The sequence below is a fragment of the Flavobacterium sp. C4GT6 genome (assembly GCF_036347315.1).
Lineage (GTDB): Bacteria > Bacteroidota > Bacteroidia > Flavobacteriales > Flavobacteriaceae > Flavobacterium.
Map to the genome: position 1 here is coordinate 1 of NZ_JAZGZU010000028.1, position 1387 is coordinate 1387.

The following is a 1387-nucleotide window of genomic DNA, read 5'->3' on the forward strand; positions in this document are numbered from 1 at the left end:
TGACTAGTCCTAAAATAGCGATACAGGATTAATAATAGTAAAAATACATTTTTTAGACAGAAGTAGCTTTCGGTTTACTTCTGTTTTTTGTTTTATACGTTTTCATTTTGATACTGTTTTGCAGGTGCATTTGGTTTGGAGTCAGCATGTAATTTGACCAATGTGGTCTGATTTGATTGTACTTGTTTACTATCTCCGTTACCAGCTTCCTCATTAATGGTAATTCAAGATGATACCTATCAATCATGAACTCTTGTTTTAATATACCATTTATTCTTTCTGCTACTGCGTTCTCATACGGATCTGAGTTTTGAGTCATACTACACTTTAGGTTGCATTTCGTTAATAAATACTGATACTCATCCGAACAATATTGTATTCCCCTGTCTGAGTGATGTATTAATGCATCAGCCTTAAACATCCTATTCCTATGAGCCATTTTTAAAGCATTTATACAGCCTTGTGTGCTTAGAGAATCAGACACATCATATCCTACTATCTTTTTAGAGTAGGCATCTGTTATTAAACTTAAGTAACAAGGTTTCTCACGTTTTCCAATATAGGTAATATCAGATACCCATACCTGTTCAGGCTTGGTAATACCCATTTCTTTTATCAGGTTAGGATGCTTCCTAAAGCGATGGTGTGACCATGTAGTAACATGATAACTCCTTTTTGGCTTTATCAACAAGTGATTAGCTTTTAAAACACCAAAGAACTTATCCCTGCCTACTTTTAACTCTCTAAGTTTATTATTAAGTATATGATATAGTTTGCGTGTTCCCAGCCGAGGCTGACCTATGCGCTGCTCTTTCACAAGTGCGATAACCTGTTCTGCCAGATTCCTGCGGAGCTTGACACGCTTAATACTTCGGTAATAAACCTGCCTGTCTATCCCGAACAAACCACAGCTGAAGCTTATGCTTTCCTGCCTTTTTTCACGGAAGGATTGGATTGTCCGGGTGGTAAGTTTTTTCGGATATCAATATTATATTCCTTCTCCGCCAGGTCAATCATCATATCAAAAATGATGGCTTTAGAATCGGATATATGATTTTGATTTTCAAGCTGCGCTTTCTGCTTCTCCAAAAGCTTGATCTTGGCCTCAAGCTCCATAATCCGTTGTTCGGGTGTCTTTGGCATATTCGATGGTGTTTGATTCTCCCAATCAAAGTTACCATATTTTCTGAGCCAACCCAAAACGGTAGCATGGCTTTGTATTCCATACTGCTTGCGGGATTCAGTAACGGATAATTCTCCTGATTCAATATCTTTTACAATCTGAATCTTTAAACTTAATGGGTAATCTTTTTGGGTACGCTTTACATAATTGCTTTGTTCATCCATAATGATACTTTTTTGTGTATCGCTATTTCAGGACGTGACA

At 37.1% G+C, this 1387-nt stretch carries 2 protein-coding genes; both read right to left on the reverse strand.

Features of this window, described 5'->3' with window-relative positions:
* Positions 1-52 precede the first annotated feature (52 nt).
* A complete protein-coding gene (locus V3Z67_RS17425) occupies positions 53-904 on the reverse strand; it encodes an IS3 family transposase (RefSeq protein ID WP_330444530.1) in 852 nt (283 codons plus the stop codon).
* A 14-nt stretch (positions 905-918) separates the two neighbouring features.
* Entirely contained in the window at positions 919-1347 is a 429-nt protein-coding gene (locus V3Z67_RS17430) for a hypothetical protein (RefSeq protein WP_330444531.1), read from the reverse strand.
* Positions 1348-1387: the final 40 nt, after the last annotated feature.

Bases quoted from the DNA above. Each gene is read 5' to 3' on its own strand.
- V3Z67_RS17430 (WP_330444531.1), bottom strand. From the start codon at position 1,347: ATGGATGAACAAAGCAATTATGTAAAGCGTACCCAAAAAGATTACCCA.